Source organism: Crinalium epipsammum PCC 9333 (assembly GCF_000317495.1).
GTDB classification, from domain to species: Bacteria; Cyanobacteriota; Cyanobacteriia; order Cyanobacteriales; family PCC-9333; genus Crinalium; species Crinalium epipsammum.
Map to the genome: position 1 here is coordinate 1,385,696 of NC_019753.1, position 21,009 is coordinate 1,406,704.

The 21,009-nt window shown below is 40.2% G+C and carries 18 protein-coding genes; 8 read left to right on the plus strand and 10 right to left on the minus strand.

What is annotated here, in order from left to right; genetic code table 11:
- The first annotated feature begins 7 nt into the window (after positions 1-7).
- Positions 8-2,893, plus strand: a complete 2,886-nt coding sequence (locus CRI9333_RS24765; protein WP_015202255.1) for a response regulator — start codon at positions 8-10, stop codon at positions 2,891-2,893.
- Positions 2,894-2,967: 74 nt separating this feature from the next.
- Here CRI9333_RS24765 and CRI9333_RS05940 read toward each other — a convergent pair whose 3' ends face one another.
- From CRI9333_RS05940 to CRI9333_RS05950, 3 genes are all read right to left on the minus strand, one after another.
- Positions 2,968-4,131 (minus strand): baeRF7 domain-containing protein, encoded by a 1,164-nt coding sequence (locus tag CRI9333_RS05940; RefSeq protein WP_015202256.1) that lies wholly within the window; start codon positions 4,129-4,131, stop codon positions 2,968-2,970.
- 142 nt (positions 4,132-4,273) lie between these two features.
- Positions 4,274-5,155, minus strand: a complete 882-nt coding sequence (locus CRI9333_RS05945) for a DUF1361 domain-containing protein (protein WP_015202257.1) — start codon at positions 5,153-5,155, stop codon at positions 4,274-4,276.
- A gap of 95 nt (positions 5,156-5,250) precedes the next feature.
- Positions 5,251-6,873 (minus strand): NYN domain-containing protein, encoded by a 1,623-nt coding sequence (locus tag CRI9333_RS05950; RefSeq protein WP_015202258.1) that lies wholly within the window; start codon positions 6,871-6,873, stop codon positions 5,251-5,253.
- A gap of 165 nt (positions 6,874-7,038) precedes the next feature.
- Between CRI9333_RS05950 and CRI9333_RS05955 the strand changes: the two genes are divergently transcribed.
- Both CRI9333_RS05955 and CRI9333_RS26610 read left to right on the plus strand, forming a co-directional pair.
- The gene (locus CRI9333_RS05955; RefSeq protein WP_015202259.1) at positions 7,039-8,541 is read left to right on the plus strand and encodes a UbiD family decarboxylase; all 1,503 of its coding nucleotides are present in this window, start codon (positions 7,039-7,041) and stop codon (positions 8,539-8,541) included.
- A 26-nt stretch (positions 8,542-8,567) separates the two neighbouring features.
- Positions 8,568-8,759, plus strand: a complete 192-nt coding sequence (locus tag CRI9333_RS26610) for an SH3 domain-containing protein (protein ID WP_157462278.1) — start codon at positions 8,568-8,570, stop codon at positions 8,757-8,759.
- Positions 8,760-8,835: 76 nt separating this feature from the next.
- Here the strand turns inward: CRI9333_RS26610 and CRI9333_RS05960 are convergent, their stop codons facing one another.
- Together CRI9333_RS05960 and ftsH are read right to left on the minus strand one after the other, a co-directional pair.
- Positions 8,836-9,834, minus strand: a complete 999-nt coding sequence (locus tag CRI9333_RS05960; RefSeq protein WP_015202260.1) for a tryptophan 2,3-dioxygenase family protein — start codon at positions 9,832-9,834, stop codon at positions 8,836-8,838.
- Positions 9,835-10,148: 314 nt separating this feature from the next.
- Positions 10,149-12,083: an ATP-dependent zinc metalloprotease FtsH gene (gene ftsH, locus CRI9333_RS05965; RefSeq protein ID WP_015202261.1), complete on the minus strand. Its 1,935-nt coding sequence runs from the start codon at positions 12,081-12,083 to the stop codon at positions 10,149-10,151.
- Between the two features lie 148 nt (positions 12,084-12,231).
- Between ftsH and CRI9333_RS05970 the strand changes: the two genes are divergently transcribed.
- From CRI9333_RS05970 to CRI9333_RS05980, 3 genes are all read left to right on the plus strand, one after another.
- On the plus strand, positions 12,232-12,426 hold the full coding sequence (locus tag CRI9333_RS05970; RefSeq protein ID WP_015202262.1) for a hypothetical protein: 195 nt from the start codon (positions 12,232-12,234) through the stop codon (positions 12,424-12,426).
- Between the two features lie 141 nt (positions 12,427-12,567).
- Positions 12,568-13,683: an AI-2E family transporter gene (locus CRI9333_RS05975; RefSeq protein WP_015202263.1), complete on the plus strand. Its 1,116-nt coding sequence runs from the start codon at positions 12,568-12,570 to the stop codon at positions 13,681-13,683.
- A gap of 90 nt (positions 13,684-13,773) precedes the next feature.
- Entirely contained in the window at positions 13,774-14,988 is a 1,215-nt protein-coding gene (locus CRI9333_RS05980; RefSeq protein WP_015202264.1) for a homocysteine biosynthesis protein, read from the plus strand.
- 149 nt (positions 14,989-15,137) lie between these two features.
- Here the strand turns inward: CRI9333_RS05980 and CRI9333_RS05985 are convergent, their stop codons facing one another.
- Positions 15,138-16,082 (minus strand): hypothetical protein, encoded by a 945-nt coding sequence (locus tag CRI9333_RS05985; protein ID WP_015202265.1) that lies wholly within the window; start codon positions 16,080-16,082, stop codon positions 15,138-15,140.
- 383 nt (positions 16,083-16,465) lie between these two features.
- Here CRI9333_RS05985 and CRI9333_RS05990 point away from each other — a divergent pair, with 383 nt between their 5' ends.
- A complete protein-coding gene (locus tag CRI9333_RS05990) occupies positions 16,466-17,350 on the plus strand; it encodes a tetratricopeptide repeat protein (RefSeq protein ID WP_015202266.1) in 885 nt (294 codons plus the stop codon).
- A 60-nt stretch (positions 17,351-17,410) separates the two neighbouring features.
- On the opposite strand, the gene CRI9333_RS05995 is transcribed toward CRI9333_RS05990, so the two are convergent.
- Positions 17,411-18,028, minus strand: coding sequence for a TMEM165/GDT1 family protein (locus CRI9333_RS05995; protein ID WP_015202267.1), 618 nt, complete (start codon positions 18,026-18,028; stop codon positions 17,411-17,413).
- Between the two features lie 451 nt (positions 18,029-18,479).
- Complete coding sequence (locus CRI9333_RS25590) at positions 18,480-18,704, minus strand: helix-turn-helix domain-containing protein (protein WP_015202268.1); 225 nt, start codon at positions 18,702-18,704, stop codon at positions 18,480-18,482.
- A gap of 113 nt (positions 18,705-18,817) precedes the next feature.
- Between CRI9333_RS25590 and CRI9333_RS06000 the strand changes: the two genes are divergently transcribed.
- Positions 18,818-19,159, plus strand: a complete 342-nt coding sequence (locus tag CRI9333_RS06000; protein WP_015202269.1) for a hypothetical protein — start codon at positions 18,818-18,820, stop codon at positions 19,157-19,159.
- Here CRI9333_RS06000 and dprA read toward each other — a convergent pair.
- Positions 19,148-20,272 (minus strand): DNA-processing protein DprA, encoded by a 1,125-nt coding sequence (dprA, locus tag CRI9333_RS06005; RefSeq protein WP_015202270.1) that lies wholly within the window; start codon positions 20,270-20,272, stop codon positions 19,148-19,150. The two genes, CRI9333_RS06000 and dprA, sit on opposite strands and share 12 nt — an antisense overlap.
- A gap of 45 nt (positions 20,273-20,317) precedes the next feature.
- The gene (locus CRI9333_RS06010) at positions 20,318-20,974 is read right to left on the minus strand and encodes a DUF2301 domain-containing membrane protein (RefSeq protein ID WP_015202271.1); all 657 of its coding nucleotides are present in this window, start codon (positions 20,972-20,974) and stop codon (positions 20,318-20,320) included.
- Positions 20,975-21,009 lie beyond the last annotated feature (35 nt).

Genomic DNA, 21,009 nt, shown 5'->3' on the forward strand with positions numbered 1-21,009 from the left:
TAGTGAAGTGCGTCAACAGGTAAGTGATGATATCGAAATTGAGGAATTTGTCGTACAACTAAGATCAGAAATTAATTTTGGGCAAGCACAGCAGATGTGGTCAAAACCTATTGGCGAGGGGGATGAGGAGAAGTTACAATTACCAACTACTGATGAGCAGATCCTCCCCTTAGTGCTAGTGGTTGAGGATAATCCTGAAATGAATCAGTTTATTAGCGAAACTCTAGCCACTAAATATCGCACTGTTAGTGCATTTAATGGGCAAGAAGGCTGGGAAAAAGCTTTAGCGTTAATTCCTGATTTAATTATCAGTGAGATTATGATGCCCCATTTAAGTGGCGATCAACTGGTGAGCGAGGTGAGAAAACATCGTGAACTGGATAATACACCGATAGTTTTGTTAACTGCTAAAGCTGACGAGCGATTACGGGTACAATTATTACGATCAGGAGCGCAAGATTACCTCATTAAGCCATTTTCATCGGAGGAAATGCGATCGCGTGTAGACAATTTGATCGCGATGAAAAAAGCTCGTGAGGTACTTCAACAACAATTAGACAGCACAAATCAAGACGTAGTAGTGTTAGCAAAAGAAGTTGCTATTCGCCAGCGTGAACTGCAAAACATAGCAACAGAATTAGAAATTCGGGTTGAACAACGCACCATAGAACTCGAAACAGCCAATAAATTATTGAAACAAGAAATAACTCAACGTCAGCAAGCACAAACTGAACTGGAAACAGAAAAAGAATTTCTCAAAGCTGTTCTTGATAACGTTGAAGCTGGAATTGTTGCTTGTGATGCCCAAGGAGTACTAACAATTTTTAATCGTGTTACGCGGGAATTTCATGGCTTGCAAGAAAGCGCGATTCCTGCTGAAGAGTGGGGTGAGTACTATAAATTGTATAAGCCAGACCGCAAAACGCTGATGAAAAAAGAGGAAATTCCTGTCTGGCGAGCTTTACAAGGGGAGCATATTCGTAACTTAGAAATGATTATTGTTTCCCAACACAATTTAGCACGGGTTGTCTTAGCTAGCGGACAACCAATGGTTAACCCAGAGGGTAAAAAGCTGGGTGCGGTTGTAGTTATGCACGATATTACAGAGCGCAAACAAGCTGAAGAAGAACGCGCTCAACTAATTCGGGAACAAATGGCACGCGCAGAAGCGGAAGCATCTAAGTGGCGATTTGAATTTCTAGCCCAAGCGCGGATGGAGTTGTCTGCCTCACTTGATTATGAAACTACACTAGCTGGCGTAGCGGGTTTGGCTGTGCCAATTTTAGCTGATTACTGCATCATCGATCTTGTGGATCAACAAGGCGCTATCCAGCGAGTGGAAGTAGCACATATAAATCCAGCTAAGGAAGAGTTGATGCGTGAAATGCAACATCGCTATCCGCCAGATATCAATTCACCTTTAGGTATTGGTAGGATACTCAGTACTGGTAGGTCACAAATATTAACGCAAGTCGATGATTTGCAGTTAGAAGCTTTTATAAGTGACCCTGAATATCTGCAACTCATGGAACAACTCCATCCTGTTTCCGCGATGCTGGTGCCATTAACTACGCGGGGGCGCACCATTGGAGCAATATCATTAGTTTCAGCAGATTCAGGTCGTCATTATGATCAAACAGATTTAACTTTGGCTGAAGATTTAGCTCATAGTATTGCTGCTTCAGTTGATAATGCAGGTTTATATCGTGAAGCTCAAGAAGCTAACCGTCTCAAAGATGAATTTTTAGCGGTTCTTTCCCACGAATTACGGACTCCGCTTAATTCGATGCTGGGTTGGGTGACTTTGTTACGCACACGGAAATTTGATGAAATTAAGACAGTAAAAGCATTAGAAACTATTGAGCGCAATGCCCGTTCTCAGTTGCGGATGATTGAAGAATTATTAGATGTTTCGCGCATTATTAGAGGAAAATTACAGCTTAATCTGCGACAAGTTGACTTAATTTCAGTGGTTGAAACTGCTGTGGATACTTTGCGACCTAGTGCTGAAGCTAAGGGAATTAAGTTAGAAACTTTAGTAGATTTACCCCTGAGATATGTTGCTGGTGATGCTGACCGTTTGCAGCAAATTGTCTGGAATTTATTGTCTAATGCGATTAAGTTCACTTTATCTAATGGGCGTGTGGAGGTGAGATTAAATTGTGTGGACGAAAGAGCGCAAATTCAAGTAAGTGATACAGGTCGGGGAATTGCGCCTGAGTTTGTACCTTATGTGTTTGAGCGTTTTCGTCAAGAGAATAGTAGTACTACGCGATCGCACGGTGGTTTAGGATTAGGTCTAGCAATTGTACGTCATTTAGTAGAACTACATGGTGGTAAAGTTAGTGCTGAAAGTGCTGGAATTGACAGAGGCGCAACTTTTACCGTTCAACTACCTTTAATTAATACCGAGGAAATTACCAGCAATAATTCAAAAAATAGCTCATCATCGGCTGCACTTAATTCTAAATCCTTAAAAAGCAAAACTTTAAAAGGTTTGCGGATTTTAGTAGTAGATGATGAGGCAGATGCGCGAGAAGTTATGACTAATGTTTTGGAACAATTTGGCGCTGAGGTGACAGCTAAAGATTCAGTTAGGCAAGCTTTAGAAGTTTTAGAATTGCAATCGCCAGATATTTTAGTCAGCGATATTGGGATGCCAAGTGAAGACGGTTACTCGCTGATTAGTCAGTGGCGACGGCGGGAGGGAACATCTGGAAAACATTTGCCCGCAGTGGCGCTTACAGCCTACGCTAGTGAACAAGATCGTGAACGTGCCTTAGCTGCTGGTTTTGATTTGCACGTTGCCAAGCCAGTAAATTTCACGGATTTGGCGTTGGCGATCGCTAAACTTACCAAATTTAGCAGTAACACCATTCCACGCAATGATTGATCAGATTTGTAGGTTGGGTTAAGCCCAGCGAACCCAACCTAAATTTATCTCATTTGCTAATAGCTAATAGCTAATTAATAACGAAAAATGGCTGCTATCGGTACATTATCTGGAACTTTATCTGGCTCAACTGCATAAACCTTGCCACCGTTTAAGATTGTATGAATAGCAGCAAAATCTAGCAGATCTTGATCATCTGCTTGTGGTTCATCATGTAGATCTACTGTATTTGTATCTGGTTTAAAATGACCCCATTTTTGCTCACCTACAGCGACAAACAAGGAATCAACTCTTTGGAAATATGCACTAGAGATGATTTCTTTCAAATCGTGAGAAGCCTTACCATTATCAGAACCAGCTAGTTCGTGATAATGTTCTATGGCTTTTTGTTGCTCTTGCTCAAACAACGGCTCCACTAATTTTAAAGCTTGTTCGTGCAATTCTTCAGGCTGCAAATTTTCTGGGTTTCCAGTAATGCCTTCTTCTACTAAATGCTGATAAGTATTTGCTTCCTGATAAAGTGGGAATAAATATTCAACTCCGGCTAAGACTAAAGGCGCTTTCTTATTCTTGAGTATTTCTGCCAAGGCATTATTAATTGTATGGAAAAATTGCAAGATATCGCTCTTGGCATTATCTCCCTCAGCGCCTTGTCCATGAAAACTTCCTGGTTGCTGGGCTGAATTGCCAGTTCCCCCTTTGGGTGTAGCAATCTCTTGCTGATTATCCTTAGCAGTTTCATCATACTCTAAGGCTTCATCCAGATTAGATGGAAGATTTTCCACTCCTATCTGTTTAATGCTGTAGCGCGTTCCCTCAAAAAACTTAGCTTCGTTTTGGCTTAAAGTTAAAAGGTAAAAAAGCCCGTCATTGTTAACTAACTGTAGCAATGGTTTCAGGTGGAAGCTATCGGTTACAACTACTAATTCTTCAAACTCTTGCGGTAAAGAATAGTGACGGAATATTTCAGGAGATATGAAAATTGCCAAGCTGTTGTCTTGGTTTTCCCAGAATTCGGCTGTATCAAGTTCCTGTGCTTGCGTGAGTAATGAGGCGATCGCATCTTGATCTAACCCCATTTTATGCAAGTGTTCTTCAGCTTCCCGCATCAAATTTTTAAAGCGAATTGGGTTTTGGCGTACCTCTGGACCTGCCTTTTGAGTAGGGATATAAATGGAAATACATGGTGCTTGAGTAACTTCTATTAAATTCTTGAGTTCATCTTGAGATACCGACATATTGTTAAATTCCTAATCAGATTTACTCAAAGCACATCAGTCTAAATTCATTTAGATTCATATCTGAGGTGCTTTCATCTTTCTTTTGATAGGAAAATTTTGTAAATCAATCAGAAATTAATTATCTTGCTCTCTCCTGCTGCTATAAATTGTCAGTTGTTTCTGCTGACTGCTGAGTGCTAATTACTGAACGCCGACTGCTTTTGAGCATAATTCCTAAACTTACTTGCTTCATAATCCAGTAAAGACCAGCAATTACCACAAACGTCACTGCGATCACTACTAGAGGCAATTTGCCGACTAAATCATTGGTTACACTTCTGAAAAGTTCATCCGGTTGACTGATGATATGCCAGCTATTTAATCTTTGAAATCTTCCCAAATAAACTCCAATGGCACTTAAACCATGCACAATTAACTCAACCGAAAGGAGATATTTGCCCCAGCCGTGTCGTTTTAAGTAGTCACCTAAATAAATTAAAGATAAAACATAGGATTCAAACCCCATCACCATAAACAATAAATATTCGGGAATTATTGCCAGAGTGATTAACCACACTGAAGAGTAGCGACGAATATCATCAATTAGGTGGATGATGTCTGTTAAAACATAAGGTGCATTTGGCAAAAACAAAATAAAAACTGCAAATCCTAGCCACCAAGCAATTGAACGAGATCCTCGCCCATGCAATAGCCTAAAGTCTAACATCATCAAAAGTAGTATAAGCCCAACTACCAGAATTAAGTAAATTGCATCGAATGCTAAATAACTTGTGGACAGACTATTGATCAGTTTAATTAAATTCTCCCAATAGTTGTCCTTGCGTGGGAAGCCATAGACAAACGTAGCACCTAGCATTATTCCTATTACCACGCGCAACCAAAGCGAACGGGGACGGTGGAATAGCCAAAAACTCATGCCTAGCGGTACCAATGCCAAAAAGAGATTCCAAGCCATCCAGAATAAGTTGTTGTACCACAGGTGCAAAGCATGGGTAGCAACGGCACTTAGTTGATCTGTCATAAAAATACGCAGTGATATACGATCTGTATTTAACTAACTACAATAATACTTACCTACTTTTCCGTATTATAAATTTTGCCTTGTTTAACCAAAAACTAGGTTAAGAGAACTTGAGATTTTGTTCCAGAGGTTTTAATCTCTAAAGTATTACACGATTGCAAAAATTCTGTAAAACTACCTGCTATCTTTAAGTGTTTCATCATTGCAGAAATTGTCACCCCATATCGCTTATGAAATTCTCCACTTAAAGTTTCTACCGGAATTTGTGATTGTGGAGATTTAAGAGTTAGGGACTTAAATATTTTGACTAAAACTTGCTCTAATGCTGTTGGTGAATTTAGTGTCAAGATAGGATCACTAGCTAACTCAACATATTCAATTTGGTTAATAATTTGAGTTGTAAATTTTCCCGATGACTGTAAAAATTTAGTTAGATTTCCATTTTTTCCTATTTTTTTTAACACTTCTCTAACTGATTTATTATACCTTTGTCTAAAAAGAATTCCTAACTGTGCGATAGTTATCAGTTTAATTGAATTAATTGAAGATTTTTTATTAGTATGTTCAAGTAAAGAAACTAAAGCAAGTTCTAGCTGCTCTGAAGATTCAATGATTTGGTGTAAAGGTTGTGTAATTTTGCTATTATCTGTATTACTAGAATTATTTTCAATTAGTTGAGATTCATTTTTAGAATTAAATACAGTTATATATATCTCATTGTCTGGAGCAGGTTGATGGATGGCGAAAATAGATGGGTTGCCAATAAAGAGATCTTTAACTTGTTTGCTATGAAGGTAAATTACTGCAACTTTTTCTAGAGAATATTTATATTTTTCTAAAAATAAAGCTGAAATTTTAGATGCTTTAATCCATTGAGTTTTATTTTTATTTTGCTCGGCAGCAATGAGCGATCGCAAGTTATTTAAACATTCTGCTAAGGGTGGTAGTGCAGGTAATTGAGAAAGGGTGTATTTGTGAGTTTTGTTTGTTTGAAAATTAGATATAATTAAACCATCCTTCTGTCTAGAAACTCTATAAACAGTTAAACCTTTTTTAAGCAAATGATTGCAAAGATTAGTCATAACATTATCTGATGAACAAACTAAAACTTCTTTAGCGTTAGGGTAATGTTCACGCAGAGATAAGCCAACAGCAATCATTTTACCATCAGCATTATCCTTGCCAGCAGGAACATGAATTAAGTCATATCCCCGACTATGTAATTCTGCATCTAGTTTACCCATTTGTCGCCAATTTGCAAAAGCAATCTTTACTTGAATAGGATATGTGCAGACTTGTGCAATAAAATTTTCTGTAGCAATATCAAGTTGCAAGTTTTCTAGATCTAATAATAAAATAGCGATCGCTTGTTCAGATTCAGCATCACTACTAAGTTTAGATAACTCAATGTTGGGGGAGATTTTAGTAATTTGTCGCAATTTTTCTGTTAAGTTTTTATACTGCTCTGAAATAAAAAAACTATAGTTAATAAACCGATTAAGTAATTTAATTAATTTCAATATTAAAGTATCTATATCTATAGTTTCGCTAAGTTCTAAGGTTAACATTTTAATAAAATCAGCTTGTCGCGATCGCCAAGGGAATTGGCGATACTTTTCCTTTAAAAGTGAAGGGTTAATCCGTTGAATATCAACCAATGTTTGGTAAACATTCTGGGCGATTAAATTGATAATAGCAGGGTCATTAATTTCAGTCATAATTAAGCATTATTCATCATAACAGCGAGATATTTTATACTGTAGTGCAGTTTTTCTCAAGCAAATCAAGTAATGTTTGAGTTCAAAAGAGCAAGCAGTACTTATCAACTTATCCTTGCCTCTCAAGACATAATATAAAAATAGTTCTTTACAATTCTTAAAATAATGGCTAGAGATTTACGGGGATTCCTCAAACTGCTGGAAGAAAAGGGACAATTGCAGCGAATTAACGCTTTAGTTGATCCAGATATGGAAATTGCGGAAATTTCTAACCGAATGTTACAACGCGGTGGTCCTGCACTACTATTTGAAAATGTCAAAGGTGCAGATTATCCCGTAGCTGTGAATGTAATGGGGACAGTGGAACGGATATGCTGGGCGATGAATATGCAGCAACCACAGGAGTTGGAGGAGTTAGGTAAGAAGTTATCCATGCTGCAACAACCAAAACCACCGAAGAAGATTTCACAAGCGGTGGAGTTTGGAAAGCTGTTATTTGATGTATTGAAGGCAAAACCAGGGCGCGATTTCTTCCCAGCTTGTCAGCAAGTTGTTGTTAGTGATGCCCTAGATTTAACTAAAATTCCGATGATTCGCCCCTATTCGGGTGATGCTGGCAAGATTATTACATTAGGGCTGGTAATTACTAAGGATTGTGAGACGGGTACGCCGAATGTAGGGGTGTATCGGTTGCAGTTGCAGTCACATAATACGATGACGGTGCATTGGTTATCTGTGCGGGGTGGTGCAAGGCATTTACGGAAGGCGGCGGAGAATGGGAAGAAATTAGAAGTGGCGATCGCACTTGGTATCGATCCTTTAATTATAATGGCAGCAGCCACACCCATCCCTGTAGATTTATCTGAATGGTTGTTTGCAGGATTATATGGTGGTTCTGGGGTACAGTTGGCGAAGTGTAAAACTGTAGATTTAGAAGTACCCGCAGACTCGGAATTTGTCTTAGAAGGTACGATTACACCTGGGGAAGTTTTACCAGATGGACCATTTGGAGATCACATGGGATATTACGGTGGTGTGGAAGATTCGCCTCTGGTGCGCTTCCACTGCATGACTCACCGGAAAGATCCGATTTATCTTACCACATTTAGCGGTCGTCCACCGAAAGAAGAAGCGATGATGGCGATCGCACTTAACCGGATTTACACCCCAATTTTACGGCAACAAGTATCAGAAATTGTAGACTTTTTCTTACCAATGGAAGCGCTTAGTTATAAAGCAGCAATTATATCCATTGATAAAGCATATCCAGGGCAAGCAAGACGGGCGGCATTAGCTTTTTGGAGTGCGTTACCACAGTTTACTTACACTAAATTTGTGATTGTGGTAGATAAGGATATTAATATCCGAGATCCGCGTCAAGTAGTATGGGCAATTAGTTCTAAAGTTGACCCAGTTCGAGATGTATTTATTCTGCCAAATACGCCTTTTGATACATTAGATTTTGCTAGTGAAAAAATTGGTTTAGGTGGCAGAATGGGGATTGATGCAACTACGAAAATTTCGCCGGAAACTGAACATGAATGGGGCGAACCTTTGGAATCTGATCCTGATGTTGCAGCGATGGTTGATAGGCGTTGGGTTGAGTATGGTTTGGATGATTTAAAGTTAGGAGAAGTTGACCCAAATTTGTTTGGGTATGATATGTAAAACCCCACTCTTCAACCCCCTCCCCGTTGACGGAGAGGGGGCTAATTGCTCTCCGTAGTGCTAGTAATAACAGTCAAAAATTAGGGGCAATTCCAGCTAATACCAGCATCAAAATGTTGGGTTTTAATGGAGAATGGGCGCAAGTTAAATATCAAGGTTTACATAGTTGGCTACCAAGAGAATATCAATGTGGTGCTGCCCTTACTACCTGCCCATAATTATTTACTATTAAGCCTTATAACTATCAAAAAATTAATAAAATTGATAGTTATAAAACTTAACCTGCGATGGCTGCTAAAAACATTTTTTAGCTTCTACATTTTGTTTAGCTAATTGTAATTCTGGAAAGCAGCGATGTTCAGCAATAGATTTTGTTAAATATTCCCCCCAATTTGTTTCGCCCGTTCCGCGCCGTACTTGCGATAAATGTTTAGCAACCGTTTTTAAGTGTGCTTGTTTCCAATGGATAATTGCCTCGTCCATTTTCAGGAGTTCTTCAGCAAGTACAATTAAATCTTTTTCAATTTTTTCATCAAACAAGGTTTCTAATAATTTCACTATCTCTATTTCTTGTTTCATCCTTTGGCTAACAATTTGGTAAAAAATTAACCGTAAAGATAGCGACTCTCTTTGAGAGTAAAGAAAATTTAAATAAGGTAAATGCTGTTCTTTAAACCTTAATAGGGTTAACGTAGGTTCATTAGTTGCTAAATTTCTAGCAGCGCATTCCCAATAGAATTTAGCTTCGCTCTTATCCTGATGCTGAGGTTGCTCGGTTTCTATATATTTAGCATTTTCTTGGATGGGTTTTTCTCTAACATCGCGTTGCAAACCAGCAAGAATTTCTATAATCCGAAATTGCAGGGATTGGAAACCGCTTGCTGAACCAAAAGCTTTGCGAAATATTAAAAATTCTTCTGTGGAAAGACCTTCCATTAAAACACTAAAACTATTAGTTATAATTGCAAAGTATCTATTAATTCTAGTGACAGCATCAATACTACTGATAATATCAGACGTACTTGCTTTTAATGCTTTAATTGCACGTTCCAACTCATGGATAACTAGCTTAAACCAGAGTTCTGTTTGTTGATGGTAAACCAAAAAAATCAATTCATCATGGTAATCAGTTAGCGGTTGTTGTAGTGAAAGCAGTGTTTCTATTTTCAAATAATCGTCATAAGTGAGTTCACGTCTATAAACATTGCTTTCCAAGTTCTCTACTAAACGATTACCATAGCGTTTCTCAAGTTCGTTGAGCGCAGTTTCTATATTTTTATTAAGATTTAACATGAAGTTTAAACCTCTAACTAATTCTTGAGTTGCTTAAATCGAGGTTTTGGGGGTAAAAATGATTTTTTATTTATTATAAGAACATTTATTTAGGATCAGCAAGATTCAATAGACTGAATTAGTTTATGCTTTAAAAGTAATGTTTTGTAAAGTTATAAAGAAGCTGGTTTCAGCGACAAGCAACAGGAAGCTTTTTTAACTAAAATAGCTAAATCTGCAATTAACGCAGGTTCTCGTTAAGCTAATTAGCCTTAAAAAAATCCCCCCTCCCTGCAAGCGGGGAAGAGGGGTTAGAATGCTTGCTAGAAGTTTTATTAGTTACACAAAGCAACTTGCTTTAGCTCTATATTGGCGGGAATTTTACCCGTCAGTAACCACTGATCCAACTCAACAGGCGCTTTAACTTGTTGAAGTTGTTCTAACAATTCCGCACCTTCCAGAACTTCTTTTTGTAACAACTTCTGCGCTGTTTCTTCTAGCAAATCTCGATTATTATCCAGAATTGCCAGGGCAATATGATGCGCCCGATCAATACTTTCCTTAACTTGCTGATCGATCTCTTCTGCCACTTTAGGACTAATTGGACGACGTGGGTTAGAGTAACCATCTATAAACTGCTGCTGACTCTTTTCAAAAGCAACAGGACCGAGTTGATCGCTCATACCATAAAGTGTAATCGCACGTTCCGCTAAATCTGTAGCTTTTTGGATATCATCACTCGCACCAGTAGAAACCTTACCAAAGATTACTTCTTCTGCTGAACGTCCACCTAATAAAGTAGCAATGCGCCCGCGAATTTCATCTTCTACCATCAAAAAGCGGTCTTCTTCTGGCATTTGAATCGTGTAGCCTAATGCACCAACACCACGAGGCACAATGGAGATTTTTTGTACTTTACCAGCCCCAGGCATTAAAGCGCCGATTAAAGCGTGACCAACTTCGTGATAAGCTACGGTCTTTTTCTCAACTTCATTCAAAACGCGCGATCGCTTTTCTAAACCAGCAACAACTCGCTCAATAGCTTCGTTAAAATCTGCCATGATCACAGCTTCACGGTTTTGACGTGCTGCTAACAGTGCTGCTTCATTCACCAAGTTAGCTAAATCAGCACCCGCAAACCCTGGAGTTCTAGCTGCAATCACGTCTAACTGGACATCTTCAGCTAATTTCACACTTCTAGCATGAACATTCAGAATTGCTGCTCGACCAATTTTATCAGGGCGGTCTACAACTACTTGACGGTCAAAACGACCAGGACGACGTAACGCTGGATCGAGTACTTCTGGACGGTTAGTAGCAGCAACCAGAATTACACCCGTATTACCTTCAAAACCATCCATCTCAGTTAGCAACTGATTGAGAGTTTGTTCGCGTTCATCATTACCACCGACAAACCCACCAGCGCCACCGCGAGACTTCCCAAGCGCATCTAACTCATCAATAAAGACAATACAAGGAGCTTGTTTTTTAGCTTGTTCAAATAAATCTCGGACTCTCGCAGCACCAACACCAACGAATAACTCAATAAATTCAGATCCAGAGATACTGAAGAAAGGAACACTAGCTTCACCTGCGATCGCTTTCGCTAACAGTGTTTTCCCAGTACCAGGAGGACCTACTAACAACACACCTTTAGGAATTTTTGCTCCCAATTTGGTATACTTACCAGCATTTTTCAGGAAGTCAATAATTTCTAGTAACTCAACTTTGGCTTCCTCAACACCAGCAACATCAGCAAACTTAACGCCTGTACTGCCCTCAGAATAAATTCGCGCTTTACTCTTACCTACAGTCAGCGCAGCACCGCCAGCACCTCCGCCTCGGTTCATCAACCACCCCCAAATCCCAAAGAAAATCAGTGGTGGTACAACCCAACTTAATAATGTGCCAATCCAGCCACTATTATCAGGTGCAGGTGCAGCAAATTCTACATTATGTTCGCGTAAAATCTTAGGCAGATCTAAATCTAGTGCGATCGGAGTAGTTACAAATACCTGCTCTTGATTGCCATTTGCCTCAGATTTCAAGGCATATTCAATTTTCTCACCTCCGACAATTGCCTTTGTAACCTGACCTTTTTCTACTTGATTTATAAAATCACTATAAGGAACCTGCGGAGTGCGAGTACCAAAAGTAGGGACAATAATATTTAGCAGTAAAAGTACTGTTGCTAGAATCAGTAAACTTCCGCCAAGCTGCTTTGCTCTTGGCGATTTCAATGGTTGCTTATTATTAGTGTCAACAGGCATAATTATTATTTCCTTAATACAGAATTAAGTTTTGTAACACTAAATTTATTCTACGGAATTCAATGGTATAGCGAAGGTCGGAGTCTACCCTGACTTTCATCGGTATTTCCTACCTGTGTTTACAGTTGTTAAGGCATCAATTTGTGATATGAGCGATCAGATTTGGTTCATTTTGAAAGTTTTAATCGTTTCTGCTGTACTTTCTACCTTAATTAAGTACGGTGGCTCTAGTCTCTCCCTAGCAAGCACACCAACGCTAGTACTGATTGTAGTATTTTTACCTAGTTTAATTGTGGCGATCGCTCTCTGGTGGCGTTTATATTTCTATCGCCAGATAGATTAAGCTGATCATTGCCTTATCTTCAACACCAAGAGTCTAGGCGAAGTAACCAATATCCGCTAATCTAACTGCAATAAACAGCAATTACTGAAGATAATTGCTGGGACAAACTCATAACTTCAGCGCATCTAGGAGTCAGAAACTTTGAAACTAGGTCAGTGGATTGGCTTTTTCGCCTTAGTTATTTCACTATATATTTTGTGGGAACTGCGACAGTTATTGCTGCTGATGTTTGCAGCCGTCTTGATAGCAACGTCATTAAACCAACTGGCGCGGAAATTACGAAAATTTGGCGTACCGCGTCCAGCATCAGTACTGGTAGCACTGGGAATCTTCTTAGCTGTACTTGTGGGCTTTTTCTTTATAATTGTCCCCCCATTCGTCTCACAGTTTCAGGAACTGACCTCAACCAAGTTACCCCAAGTATTACAGCTATTTGATAGTTGGCGTAATCAACTGACAAAACTGATTTCACCTCAGATGAGTCAGTATTTACCTGATGTTAATAGCCTTAATAACCAAGTACAGCCTTTGCTTCAGGGTCTGGCAGGTAGATCTTTAGCTTTTTTCTCTAGTTCACTAGGGGTAATACTAAATTTCTTGCTCGTAATTGTGTTGACGCTAATGCTATTAGCTCAACCAACGTCTTACCGTAAGGCATTTGTACGCCTTTTCCCTTCCTTTTATCGGCGACGGGCGGACGGAATTCTTGATCAATGTGAATTTGCTTTAGGTAAATGGATTATCGGTGCTTTAATCAGCATGACTGTTGTTGCCTGCCTCAGTGTAATTGGCTTGTGGGCTTTAGGCATTCCAGTACCCTTAGCTCAAGGAGTATTAGCAGGCTTACTCAACTTTATTCCCAATATTGGTCCAACTTTCAGCGTAGTACTGCCAATGGCAATCTCGTTGTTAGATGCTCCTTGGAAAGCTGGCGCTGTGTTTATCGTCTACTTCTTAATTCAGCAATTTGAAACTAATTTACTCACGCCTTATGTGATGGCGCAACAAGTATCTTTACTTCCAGCAGTCACATTACTAGCTCAAGTATTCTTTGCGACATTCTTTGGAATTTTAGGTTTTTTATTAGCTCTGCCTCTAACAGTTGTCGGTCAAGTTTGGGTACAAGAAGTGCTTGTAAAAGATGTTTTGGATCAATGGAATACCAAACAAGAAAACGAAAGAGAATTAGTTGTAGTTTCCGACTCTTTGCAACCTGATGAATTTAGAGAAACAACTGATACTGAGATCCAATCCTAAGTCTAACTTGAGCCATACATTGGTCACAATTAATTTGATATCTATTGTGGGCTAATTGATAATTGTTAATTGATGATTGTTAATTGATTTATGCGTACAATAGCTGAAATTAATGATAAGATTACCCGCAACTGTGCAGTAGTTTGGACAGTAGAAGAATTAAAAGCGCGGGTAGCAGAAATTGGTGTAACTCAGGCGGCAAAGCAAGTAGATGTAATTACTACAGGCACATTTGAGCCAATGGAGTCATCAGGAGCAATTATTAACCTGGGACACACTGACCCACCAATCAAAATTCGCTCCTGTTGGTTGGATGGTGTTTCTGCTTATGCAGGTTTTGGAGCGGTAGATTTGTATTTAGGGGCAACTCAAGTAGTTGAATATTCTAGTACAGGTGAAGTGCTAGATCTTCGCACAACAAATGGAACAGCTAGAGAGCAACGTGGTGGCGGTCATGTAATCGAAGATTTAATTGCTGGTAAATCTGTACAATTACGAGCTATAGGACAGGTGACAGATTGTTATCCAAGAGCATCATTTGATACAACTATTAGCCGCGACACAATTAACCAGTTTTATTTATATAATCCCCGCAACCTCTACCAAAATTTTATTGTGGGTGTCAATGGAGGCGATCGCCCTCTATTTACCTATCTAGGTCCTTTACAACCAAGGTTAGGAAATGCTGTCTACTCCAACACAGGAGCCATTTCACCTCTACTCAACGATCCAGATCTTAACCTCATAGGTATTGGAACCCGCATCTTCTTAGGAGGCGGTATTGGCTATGTTGCTTGGGAAGGAACTCAGCACTTTCCTTTACAAAAACGCCTACCCAACCATACCCCAGTAGGACCCGCAGCAACTGTGGCACTTATGGGGGATGCTAAACAAATGGATCGTAAATGGGTACGCGGTTGCTACTTTAAAAATTACGGACCTTCCCTAATGTTGGGTGTAGGTGTGCCACTTCCTGTATTACAAGAAGAAGTTGTTGCCCGTTGTGCCGTCAAAGATCAGGATATAGTTGCACCAGTAGTAGATTTTTCTATCCCCAGGCGCGTCCGTCCGACTTTTGGTTTAGTAAGTTATGCCCAGCTTAAAAGTGGTCGAATTACGATTGAAGGCAAACCTGTACGCGCCGCACCATTAGCAAGTATGTATCTATCTAATCAAGTAGCGCGGGAATTAAAGCAATGGATCGAAGCAGGAACATTCACCCTAACCGAAGCAGTTGCTCATCTACCAATGGATAGATCTTTTTTACCTCAAGACCGATGGGGATCTGCGATCGCACTGGAATAATCTAGCAGGGAGCAGAGGGGCAGAGGGGCAGAGGGGCAGAGGAAGCAGAGGAAGATAAGGATAATATTCTTCCTGACTTCTGAGTTCTAACTCCTCTCTCCTCTCTCCTCCCTCCTCTCTCCTCCCTCCTCTCTCCTCCCTCCTCCCCTTTACTGTGGACGCGACTTTTTAATAGGTTTAGCCAAAGGTTCACTGCGTTTAACTGGCTTTTCTATTGCTGAAGAACCAGCAACTCTTGGTGGCGAGAAAGGTCTTTTGCCACCTGTACCTGGACGACCTTTGCCTTTGCCTTTGAAAGAGCTTCGGGGCTTTGGCGGACGTAGAGAGCCAATATCTTGCCCCGACTGAATTACTAGAGCATCGCCCTGCCGTTGTACTTGAAAGTCCCAAAAGTGACCAACCATTTTATCAGGGAAAGAACCTTGAAGTTTTAACTTAAAAAACTTGGGTTCTTCTGATTCTTTGCGAGCAGCTTGTCTAATCTTGACAATGATGTTCTCTTCCTCTTTCGCCTGATAAATCACCTCGCCACGAACGGAAAAATAATTATCGTCAACCTCTGTACTCTTTACCCCGGAAGGATCTTCTTCCCCACTTTCTGTCGTTGGTACGTTGGTGCTGAGGTGTTCTGGTTCCCAAACGCCGACAATTTGAACGTGCAACTTGTCGTCTTCTTTGCGTGTCCGAGGATAAACAACCCAAAGATGATTCTCGGATAAGTTGAGGTGATTTTTCACCAAACTCATAATTCTACCGAGTAAAACTGCATCAATTAACGTATGATCTGCTGCCAGTAGCGTGCCTTGGGTAAATTGGTCGGCAGAAGGCATATATATACCCTTAACCAGTCCAATAGCTCGGTACTGCATCGGCTCACTAGGCGGAGGGATGGGTTGTTGTCGTTTTATATCTACTGGATTTTCTGTCTCAGGATTAGCGATCGCACTTGTCTGTGATGCCGTTTCGGTATCGGCTGTCACATCTGGAGTAGATGGTTGACTTTGGTTGGACAAATTAACAGTCTGATCGTCCGGTTGTGGTTGATTGACAGAAGACTCGGCTGATTCGGTAGAGCGATTCACAGAATAATTCATATAAACTCCTTGCGGGGGAGACACATTTCCCTATCCATTTTTAATAGTTACGCTTCAAAGCTAGGGGCGTTTACATATTCTAAGCATTAGATGTGCAAAGCAATTAAAGCGGTTAGCGTTTTTTATAGTCAGCTTATTGTAATCAACTACCACCCACAATTGCTAGACACCTGAGCTTTCTGTTGTGCATTTAACAAATTACTATCGTCAGGTAGCACAATGAAACAGAAACGGAGGTAAGTTTGTAAGCTGTTCGACATAAAAACTGCATTTTAACGTTGTAAGCTATTAATCTTAATCCAGCTTAAAATTAACAATTCAGGGTAAAACAATCTCAAAACTCACTTGTCGTTGATAATGTCATTAGAGTTCAAAGTACTTGTGTGTCTTTTAATCGCGGTCGTTGGATCATTAATTCAGTTTTATTGTTAGCTCTGCTGGCTTTTGTGGGATTTTCCATCCTGCCTTTGCTTAGTAGTGTTCTCAAGGACAGTCAACCCCCTGCGGTTGCCCAATCTGCACCAAATCAAAATACTTCTTTAGCACAGCTTACAGAACTGCAATCTCAAGCTAAAGGTTATCAACTGGTTTTAGCAAGAGAACCAGATAATCCCACGGCTCTACGGGGGTTGCTGGAAGCGCGGTTACAACTAGGTGATATCAAAGGTAGCATTGAACCTTTGGAAAAGTTAGCTTTTTTAAATCCTGAGCAGAGTGATTATATGGTGTTGCTGGCTCAAGCGAAGCAACATTTAGGAGATCGTGAGGTAGCAGCCCAGACTTATCGCACAGTTTTAGCGGCTAAACCAGGAAATATGAATGCTTTGCAAGGGCTTGTCAGCTTATTGTTAGAGCAAAAACGCCCCGAAGCGGCAATTGGCTTACTACAGGAAACTTTGAAGACTGCTGCACAAGTAAATCCTAGTCAGCCTGGAACTATAGATACTACTTCAGTACAGTTATTACTGGCTCAAGTTTATTTCAATCAGGAACGTTATGTAGAAGCACTTGCTATTTATGATGAAGCTATTAAAAATGATCGACAAGATTTTAGACCTGTACTAGCTAAAGCGATGGTTTTGCAAAAGCTGGGTAAAAATGTAGAAGCTAAACCGCTATTCACCGTAGCTGCTAGTTTGGCTCCTGCACAGTATAAAGACCAAATTAAACAAATAGGCTCTGCTAAACAACCAAAACCTAACCCTATAGTTTCTCCTACTACTCCTCCTCGCAGTCAGATAATTGAACCAAAACCAGTGAACAATTAACAATGAGCAGTAAACAGTTAGTTTTGATCGGATAACTGCTTACTGCTCAGTTTTTAATCACTACTGCTTATCTAATAAGGCGATCGCACCAAACACAAGAAACAAACTACCACCAATTGCTGTTATTACCCTCTCGGAAATGCGCCCTGCAATCATCCGTCCACCAACAACGGCGATGACAGCACAAATAGCATGACCTAAAATCGCTCCTAAAGTTACAGCATAAGGATTATTAGAGGCAGCTAAAGCAATTGTGGCGATTTGTGTGCGATCGCCCCACTCTGCTATAAATGTTAATCCAAAGGCTTCTAAAATAATTGCTAATGAGGTCGCCTTTGGTGGTAACTCTTTCTCAGCTTGCTCAACTACAAGAGACGCTTCTTTAACTTCTTCCTCACAGCTATCATTAGGCATTTGGCTGGCATCATACAACAGCTTTATCCCAAACCCTAGAAATAACAAAACCTCTCCATAATGGATATAACTCTGTGGTAGTAGCGAGATAATTTGTCCTACAAACACAGAAATAATTGTCATTGCTGCCAAAGCAGTTACCACGCCTATATAGACTAAACGGCGTGAATGACGCATTGCTAATATCATGGCGATAAAAAATGTTTTATCGCCTAATTCCGATAGCATTATTAGTAATAATCCGGCAGTAAAAGCCTTTAACATCTCTTCAAGCCCCTCAATTGCTAGCGTTAGATTGTGAGCTTGATGAGTACAGATTAGACCTCACCAAGCTCACCATATAGGTGAACTTAGTGAAGGTCTCGCTGCCAAGTTTTGCAGTTTGATCTCAGCTTAAGAACGAAGTCTGAGTTTTAAAAACTTGTCACCTGAACCAGGCGTAACGCCAGTATGTTGACTCAGGTGGTTTAGCTGAATGTTCAGCTAAAAGCTACTCCCCTTCTTTTAGTTCTCAATTGTACATTAATATTCAGTAATTTCTTCAGATAAAGTTTTAAGTTTTTAAATTTGCATAAAAATCACAAGATTGTTCACCTCCCCCTTGGGTATGATTTTGTAAAAGTGCGATACTCCTACGGAGTCGCTACGCGATCGCGGCAATTTCCCAATAACGTGCAAGTGCGAACCCTAAAGTCAGCGCTTGCGAAGAACGCACTTACTCATCGAAAGAATCATCACCCTGTAATTCCAGCAATTCTTCCCAAGAACAACCAAAAGTTTGCTTAATTCGGCAGATAGCATCCATGTCTATCTTTGCCATCGACTGACTTGCATACCGTCGCACGGTTGTATAACTTACGCCGGAACGCCTGCATAGCTCGTTAATACTCCAGTTGCGTTCCTGACAAATTTCTCTAACTCTGACTTTAACTTGATACATATTTCATAGATTATGAGCCTTTTTGTTTAAGTACTAGATCTTTAAGATTGCATTTATAAACTTGTCGCGTTATCGTTTACAATAAGGTTGTCCCTACAAAAGCGATCGCCCCTATGAATTTCCTCCGCCGTCGCATCAACCCGAATAATTTTGTGATTACCCGCAAGCAACTTGCCAAGTTGAGCAAATGCGATCCTAGTCGCATTCTCAGGTGGGAAAGGTGGAAATATGTGTTGTGGGTGCATATTCAAGGCTGGGGCGGGTACTTTATTAGTTATCGTAAATTAGAACAGTGGATTGCAGCTTGTAGCACTTTGATTCGCTCTTGTCGAAATATTACAGAGCTTAAAGTTGTATGGAGAGCTATTAAAAAAGAAGCAAAACGCTATACTCCAGAGGCTCTAGCCCGCCTAGAGCAAATATGGCAGCAAAGAACAGAATATCTAACATCTTAGATACCGCATACCAGGTAATTGAGAAACTAACCCCATTAATTCCAAGTGTAATAACGCACTAGATACTGATCCCGCAGCTAAACCAGCTTGTTGCACAATTACATCAAAAGCAGTAGGTTCAGAAGCGATCGCACTCCATACCTGCTTAAGTTCTGGTTCTAAATCTGGAATAGGCGCTGAGGGTGGAGGATCAAATAATTGTAATTGCTCAGTAGTATCGAGTTGTGGTATATCTCCAAGCATTTCTAACAAATGCCCCTCGTTGAGAATCACATGAGCGCCCCTACTTAATAAACCTAAACAACCTATAGCATTGGGATTATCTAGCGATCCAGGTAAAACGTAAACATCCCGACAGAAATCATTAGCAACATTAGCAGTAATTAGCGCACCTGATTTCGTAGGTGCTTCCATAACTAAAACAGCACGACTTAAACCAGCAATAATACGGTTACGGCGGGGAAAATGAGATCTGTCTGGTTGAGTACCAGCAGGATACTCACTCAAAACTAAGCCTTGTTTCTGAATATCTTCATAAAGATTACGATTGCGGGGTGGGTAAATAAGATCAACACCCGTACCTACAACCGCTAGTGTGCGCCCTCCAGCATCAACACAAGCGCGATGAGCTTCTGTATCAATACCTTGAGCCATCCCAGATACAACTGTAAAGCCTTTCTTAGCCAAAGCGGTACTAATTTTGCGCGTCCACCGCTTACCATAATCAGAAGGTTCCCGCGTACCAACAATTCCCACAGCAGGGCGTATGCCCAGGTTTTCCTGTGGATCAACTACCCCTCGGTAATACAGCACAGGTGGTGGGCTAGGAGTTTCTAGTAACAAGCGGGGATATTCTGGATCTACTGGTGTCCAAAAATTAGGGTTTTTTGAGGAGTGTTCTTGCAGGAATGTTTCAGGATCGAGGCGCGATCGCTCTTGCAGCACCTTTTGAACAATATTTTGACCAAACCCATCAACTTGCCCTAATTGACTTGGTTGTGCTTGCCATGCTGCTGCTAGTGTGCCAAATTGCTGTTGAAGTCGCTTAATTAAAACAGGACCAATACCAGAAATTTGTGACCAAGCTAACCAAAAAGCGCGTTCTGCTACCAATTTTGTACCCTCTATGCTCTCTCCTCCCTCCTCCCTCTCTTAAAATTAAGCTTTAGCTGATTTTTGTTGTTTTAAATAACTAAATACAGACTTATCACCGATATCATCAGGAATTCGTTGGACTGTCTTCCGCAGCGCAAATACCATAAACAATATCGCCCATCCGCCTAGTAAAAACTGCTCTGCTTGTAAAGGCAAAACACCAGCCATTTTTCCTAAAAGCAACATAGGTACTAAAGGTGTAAGCAGCTTAGTTTCTAGTCTGTTAAAACAAAAACCTTCTTTGAAAAAAATTCCCGTTAAAGCTGCGAACGTAAAACCAATTCCAAACAGCGTAAGTGGGTGATTATAAACAAATAAAGCAAGCGGTTCATCACTTTTAATAGCAAAAAAAGCTGCACTAACCGCACCAATACCCCAAAATATTTGCAGTACGCGGTGTAATGCTGCCATGTATATATGAATTGTTAGTAAGCTAATACCCAAAGCTAAACAAAAAACTACATATAGGGGAGTTAAGGCATTGAGAACACTTCTATCATTCCCAAAATAAATCACTAGAAAACTACCAATTGCAAAGCTTAAGGCTGCTACCATTAAGCTAGTACGATAGATAATTACACCAGTGCGATCGCTGTCGGTAATTCTAAACTCTCCAAATTGACCTTGATAAACTTCGGGTTCCAACTGTAACTGAGTCATAGTAAATTTTTTAGGGTGTATAAGGATTAAATTGA

Coding starts and splice junctions, on each gene's coding strand:
- CRI9333_RS05940 (WP_015202256.1), bottom strand. CDS start 4,131: ATGTCGGTATCTCAAGATGAACTCAAGAATTTAATAGAAGTTACTCAA.
- CRI9333_RS05945 (WP_015202257.1), bottom strand. CDS start 5,155: ATGACAGATCAACTAAGTGCCGTTGCTACCCATGCTTTGCACCTGTGG.
- CRI9333_RS05950 (WP_015202258.1), bottom strand. CDS start 6,873: ATGACTGAAATTAATGACCCTGCTATTATCAATTTAATCGCCCAGAAT.
- CRI9333_RS05955 (WP_015202259.1), top strand. CDS start 7,039: ATGGCTAGAGATTTACGGGGATTCCTCAAACTGCTGGAAGAAAAGGGA.
- CRI9333_RS05960 (WP_015202260.1), bottom strand. CDS start 9,834: ATGTTAAATCTTAATAAAAATATAGAAACTGCGCTCAACGAACTTGAG.
- ftsH (WP_015202261.1), bottom strand. CDS start 12,083: ATGCCTGTTGACACTAATAATAAGCAACCATTGAAATCGCCAAGAGCA.
- CRI9333_RS05970 (WP_015202262.1), top strand. CDS start 12,232: ATGAGCGATCAGATTTGGTTCATTTTGAAAGTTTTAATCGTTTCTGCT.
- CRI9333_RS05980 (WP_015202264.1), top strand. CDS start 13,774: ATGCGTACAATAGCTGAAATTAATGATAAGATTACCCGCAACTGTGCA.
- CRI9333_RS05985 (WP_015202265.1), bottom strand. CDS start 16,082: ATGAATTATTCTGTGAATCGCTCTACCGAATCAGCCGAGTCTTCTGTC.
- CRI9333_RS05995 (WP_015202267.1), bottom strand. CDS start 18,028: ATGTTAAAGGCTTTTACTGCCGGATTATTACTAATAATGCTATCGGAA.
- CRI9333_RS25590 (WP_015202268.1), bottom strand. CDS start 18,704: ATGTATCAAGTTAAAGTCAGAGTTAGAGAAATTTGTCAGGAACGCAAC.
- CRI9333_RS06000 (WP_015202269.1), top strand. CDS start 18,818: ATGAATTTCCTCCGCCGTCGCATCAACCCGAATAATTTTGTGATTACC.
- CRI9333_RS06010 (WP_015202271.1), bottom strand. CDS start 20,974: ATGACTCAGTTACAGTTGGAACCCGAAGTTTATCAAGGTCAATTTGGA.